The sequence below is a fragment of the Mycobacterium sp. E2497 genome, assembly GCF_001668695.1.
In the GTDB taxonomy this organism is placed as follows: domain Bacteria; phylum Actinomycetota; class Actinomycetes; order Mycobacteriales; family Mycobacteriaceae; genus Mycobacterium.
Genome location: NZ_LZKD01000229.1, coordinates 1 through 4,756, shown reverse-complemented (window position 1 = coordinate 4,756; position 4,756 = coordinate 1). Strand labels below are relative to the sequence as shown.

At 69.7% G+C, this 4,756-nt stretch carries 3 protein-coding genes and 4 pseudogenes; 4 read left to right on the top strand and 3 right to left on the bottom strand.

Features of this window, described 5'->3' with window-relative positions:
• A pseudogene (locus A5713_RS21320) lies at positions 1-94 on the bottom strand (nuclear transport factor 2 family protein); the annotation flags it as partial.
• Entirely contained in the window at positions 81-701 is a 621-nt protein-coding gene (locus A5713_RS21315; protein ID WP_067926856.1) for a TetR/AcrR family transcriptional regulator, read from the bottom strand. The gene A5713_RS21315 and the pseudogene A5713_RS21320, both read right to left, overlap by 14 nt.
• A gap of 38 nt (positions 702-739) precedes the next feature.
• Between A5713_RS21315 and A5713_RS21310 the strand changes: the two genes are divergently transcribed.
• Positions 740-1,963, top strand: coding sequence for a hypothetical protein (locus A5713_RS21310; RefSeq protein WP_068098281.1), 1,224 nt, complete (start codon positions 740-742; stop codon positions 1,961-1,963).
• 157 nt (positions 1,964-2,120) lie between these two features.
• Positions 2,121-2,492 (top strand): annotated as a pseudogene (locus A5713_RS27835) (hypothetical protein); the annotation flags it as partial.
• Positions 2,493-2,981: 489 nt separating this feature from the next.
• Here the strand turns inward: A5713_RS27835 and A5713_RS29760 are convergent.
• Positions 2,982-3,422: pseudogene (locus A5713_RS29760) on the bottom strand (Hsp70 family protein); the annotation flags it as partial.
• Positions 3,423-3,426: 4 nt separating this feature from the next.
• On the opposite strand from A5713_RS29760, the gene A5713_RS28460 reads away from it, so the two are divergent.
• Together A5713_RS28460 and A5713_RS21295 are read left to right on the top strand one after the other, a co-directional pair.
• Positions 3,427-3,795, top strand: a complete 369-nt coding sequence (locus A5713_RS28460; protein ID WP_197516434.1) for a hypothetical protein — start codon at positions 3,427-3,429, stop codon at positions 3,793-3,795.
• A gap of 154 nt (positions 3,796-3,949) precedes the next feature.
• Positions 3,950-4,756, top strand: a pseudogene (locus tag A5713_RS21295) (hypothetical protein); the annotation flags it as partial.

The window sequence follows — 4,756 nt, the reverse complement described above, 5'->3', positions numbered from 1 at the left end:
TGGTGTCCAGCGCGCGCAGGTACCGGTACTTGACCTGCTTGATGGCTTCGATGTCGGCGAGATCGTGAGGGGTCATCAGGTCATTGCAGCACACGGGTGACCATGTCGATCAGAGCCCGCCGTTCCAGGCTCCAGTCGATCGCGGTACCGGTGACCATCTGCGCCAGCACCACACCCCGCAGCGTGGCCCAGATGACTTCGGCCACACCGGCATTCGCCGGATCATCGGTGATCAGCCGGCCCAGCTGGCCGATCGCGGCGTTCATCTCCAGCAGATGCCGCCGCGGCGATTCGCCCGGTCCGCCGCGGGTGGCCCGCAGGATCTCGAACGCCGCCATCGACGTCGGACTGCTGTAGCAGCCCCACGCGGTGTCGACGACCACCTCGATCCGCTCGCGCAGGGGCAGTTCACTGACGTCGGCCGACGACAGGCTCTCGATCAGCCGGTCCACCCCGTCGTCGACCACCGCCATCAGCAGGCCGTTGCGATCGCCGAAGTGATACTGGATGACCCCCCAGGTCACGCCCGCGCGTTCGGCCACATGCTTGGCGGTGGCCGCGGCGAAGCCTTCCTCGGTGATGCAGCGGACCGTCTCGTCGATGATCCTCGCGCGCGTGTCGTCGCCGCGCTTGCGCGGCGAACTGGTGCGCCGGGTGGGGCTCCCCGAGCGCCACGCCTTCTGACCTGCAGCGATGGACATCGTTGACTTTATAACATAGTCGAGTCTATTTTTGGGCCGTGAGCCGATCCCGATATGCGCGGTTGACCCGCGAGCAGCTGGCCGTCCTGGTTCCCGAACTGCTCCTGATCGGGCAGCTGATCGACCGCTCCGGCATGGCGTGGTGCATCAGCGCGTTCGGCCGCGACGAGATGGTGCAGATCGCCATCGAGGAGTGGGCGGGCGCCAGCCCCATCTACACCCGGCGCATGCAGGAAGCGCTCAACTTCACCGGCGACGACGTGCCGACCATCTTCAAGGGGCTGCAGCTCGACATTGGCGCCCCACCGCAATTCATGGATTTCCGCTACACCGTCCACGACCGCTGGCACGGCGAATTCCAGCTCGACCACTGCGGGGCGCTGCTCGACGTGGAACCGATGGGGGACAAGTACGTCTTCGGGATGTGCCACACCATCGAGGACCCCACCTTCGACGCCACCGCGGTGGCGACCAACCCGCGCGCCCAGGTGCGGCCCATCCACCGGCCGCCGCGGACGCCGAAGGATCGGCACCCGCATTGCGCGTGGACGGTCATCATCGACGAGTCCTATCCCGAGGCCCAGAGCATCCCCGCGCTGGACGTCGTGCGCCAAACCAGGGCCGCTACTTGGGAACTCGACGCGATCGACCGCTCGGACGAGGGCAAGGCGGACTACTCCGGCCCGTTGCTGTCCGACTTCGACTTCGCCGGTTTCTCACACTCGGCACTGGTTCGGATGGCCGACGAGGTCTGCCTGCAGATGCATCTGCTCTCCCTGTCGTTCGCGATCGCGGTGCGCGCACGCGCCGCCGACGAGGCGCAGGCCGTGTCGGTGTGCACCCAGGGCCTCACCGGCATCGCCGGCGTGGCCGCCGAGCGCATTCACCGCGCGCTGGGGCTGCCGGGCGGTGCCCAAGGGGTGCTGGAGGTGCTCGAGTTGCACCCCTTGCTCAATCCCGCGGGCTATGTCCGCGCGGAAACGGCCGACCGGCTCGTCGTGCACCGCTCTCCGGCCCACGACGACGGCGCCTGGATCGCGCTGTGCTCACCCGAATCCACCCAACCGCTGCAGGCGATCGCCACCGCCGTCGACCCGCGCATCGAGGTCAGGGTCAGCGGCACCGACGCCGACTGGACCGCGGAACTGGTGCAGACCGACACCGCGGCGGCCGAGCTGCCCGAGGTGTCGGTAACGAAGGTCAGTGGTGGAGCGACATTCCAATTCGAGCCGAGGCGATCGCTCCCGCTGACCGTGGTGTAGGCACCCGCGCGGATTTGTCAAGGGGCCGGCGGTACCACTTCGGTGACGAGGTGGCATCGACCGGATACCGATGATGTTGCAAGCCATCGGATTTCGGCGTGTCCACGGCTATGGTTAACGCTGGCCACCGACCCCTATAGACGAAGGTTTTCGCTCTATGTACGACCCACTCGGGTTGTCGATCGGGACCACGAACCTGGTCGCTGCGCGCAACGAAAGCCCGCCGGTTATCCGGCGTTCGGTGCTGACGCTTTATCCGCACTGCGCGCCGAAAGTCGGCCTGCCCGAAGGCAATCCATACCTCGCCGAGCCCGGCGTGATGATGAGGGGATTCGTAGAGCGCATCGGTGACTCGGTGGCGCTGGTGTCCGCCGACGGTTCCGCGCACGACCCCGAACTGCTCACGGTGGAGGCCCTCGACGCGATGGTGCGTGCCGCCGGCGCGGACGCGTCCTCCTCCGACATCTCCATCGCGGTTCCCGCGTACTGGAAACCGGTGACGGTGCAGGCTTTGCGCGACGGTGCGCGGGACCAGGGGGCTGGCCGGGGCCGGCCTGGGCGCGACGCTGGGCGCCGGGGGCGCCTGACGGTTCTCGATGCCGGTCAGCGTGTACGCCACACCGCCGATCGCCGTCATGGCCACCAGCGCGGACATGCCGATGATCAACTGCGACAAGCGCAGGCGGCGCCACGACCGGTCCCGGGGCGGCTCGATCACGTTCAGCCGCATCGACCAGCCGGACGGGCCGTCCTCGTCGTAGGTTTCGCCGCCGAACCGCACCCGCAGGTCGCCGGGGTATTCCGTCTGCGACCACGCCAGCTCACGATCCGTCAGCGCCTCGTCGTCGATCACCAGCACGTCACCGGCCCCGAGGTCGACGACGTCGCCGGTGGCGTTGGCGGTCGCGAGCATGCCCATCGACGTCCGCGTGCGCAGGCTCAGCTCTTCGCCGCGCGCCGCCAGCAGCAGCGCACCGCAGGCGGCCGCCAGCGCCGGCTGCGACGGTGTCAGGACCGGGGTGCGCCCGTGGATCGAAAGCCGTTCGGCGACAAGCGGAATGTGTGCGCCTCCGCCGACGGTCACCACGGCCGCGAGGTCCGCCCAGCTCTTGCGGTAGCGCACCAGCATGTCGTCGAAGGCATAGATGAAGCCGGTCAGCCGGTCCGCCATCAGGTCTTCGAGATCGTCGCGTCTCAGCGTCAAACTGCAGCTACGCCCGCCGAGTTCGGCGGCGATCTCGGTGACCACGTCGACCGAGAGCCGTTCCTTGGCCAGCCGGCACTGCTCCCGCACCTCGCCGAGCTGCCCCACGGCGGCCGTACTGCCCGGGTCGACGCCGCTGCCGCGGCCGAGCTCCTCGAAGACCCGCAGCAGCAGTTCCTGGTCGATCTCGTCGCCGGACAGGGCCCCGTAACGCATTGTCGCGCTGACGAGTTCGAAATCACCCGCGACATTCACCAGCGTGGCCGACGTGCCCCCGCCGCCGGTGGTGGTCACCACGCAGGCGCCGCCGGTCTGGACCCCGCGACACACCGCGCCGCCGTCGACTCAGGCGCCGACCACGACGGCCGTGACGACGCCCCCGCCATCGACCACCACGACCGAGACGCCGCCCCCGCCATCGACCACCACGCCCACCACGTCGACGGTGCCGATGACCACCGAGTGGATCCACGTCCCGCTGCTGCCGGTGCCGATTCCGATCCAGGTTCCGCAGACGCAGGCCCCGCAGACGCAGGCGCCGCAGTACACCCCGTATCCGCAGTATCCGCAGCAGTACCCCCAGTACCCGGGGAACTCCCAGAATCCGTTCCTGAGCCCGGGCTACTAGCCGCCCCACCCGCCCGAAGCGTTCCTGCTGAGCGCGCTCCATGAGCGCGTCCGCGCCCGCGCGGGTAGGTTTGGTGTCACCCGGTCGGGCGGGGTTCATCCCGCGGCGCCCTCACGCGGGGCCGCGGAGAAATCAGCGGACTGTGGAGGCGTACGTGGACATCGTGCTGGGGGTCTCAATGGCTCCCGAGACGGTCCGCCTGGTGGTCATCGAGGGGCAGGACGCCGACGGCGTCACCGTCGAACAGGACGAGTTCGAGGTTGCCGCCACCGGCGGCGACCCGGTGACCGCCGGCGCGGTCGACCAAGTGCTTGCTGCCATCGGCGGTACCCGCGAAGGCGCGCTTGCGGGCGGCTACCACTTGGTGTCGACCGGAGTGACCTGGACGGACCCCGCCGGTGTGGGCGCACTGCGGGATGCGATGGCCCGCAACGGCATGGGCAGCGTGATGCTGGTGTCCCCGTTGCTGGCGGCGGCCGCGCTCGCCCAGACCGTCGGGTCCGCGCTCGACTACGAGTACATCGCGATGCTGTTCGTGGAACCCGAGACCGCGACCCTGGCCGTCGTCGACGTCACCGACGGTTCGATCGTCGACCTGCACCGCCGGCAGCTGGCCCACCCGCGGCAGGGGCCGGTGGCCGCCGAGTTGGCGGCGATGGTCGCCGGGCTCAACGCGCGGGGAACGCGGGCGGACGGCGCCTTCCTGATCGGCTGCGGCACGGACATCGTCGCCGTCAAACCCGCGCTCGAGGAGGCGACCCCGCTGGAGGTGACGGCTCCGGAGGAACCGGAGATGGCGCTGGCCCGCGGGGCGGCGCTGGCGTCGGCGAACGCGCCGCTGTTCGCCTCGTCCACGGCCGCCCTGGCGTACGCGCTGGACCCGGGCACCGGAGAGCTGAGCCCGCAGCCGCTCGGCCCGACCTACCTCGACGTCTGGGGCAACGCGGACCCCGGCGCGCTG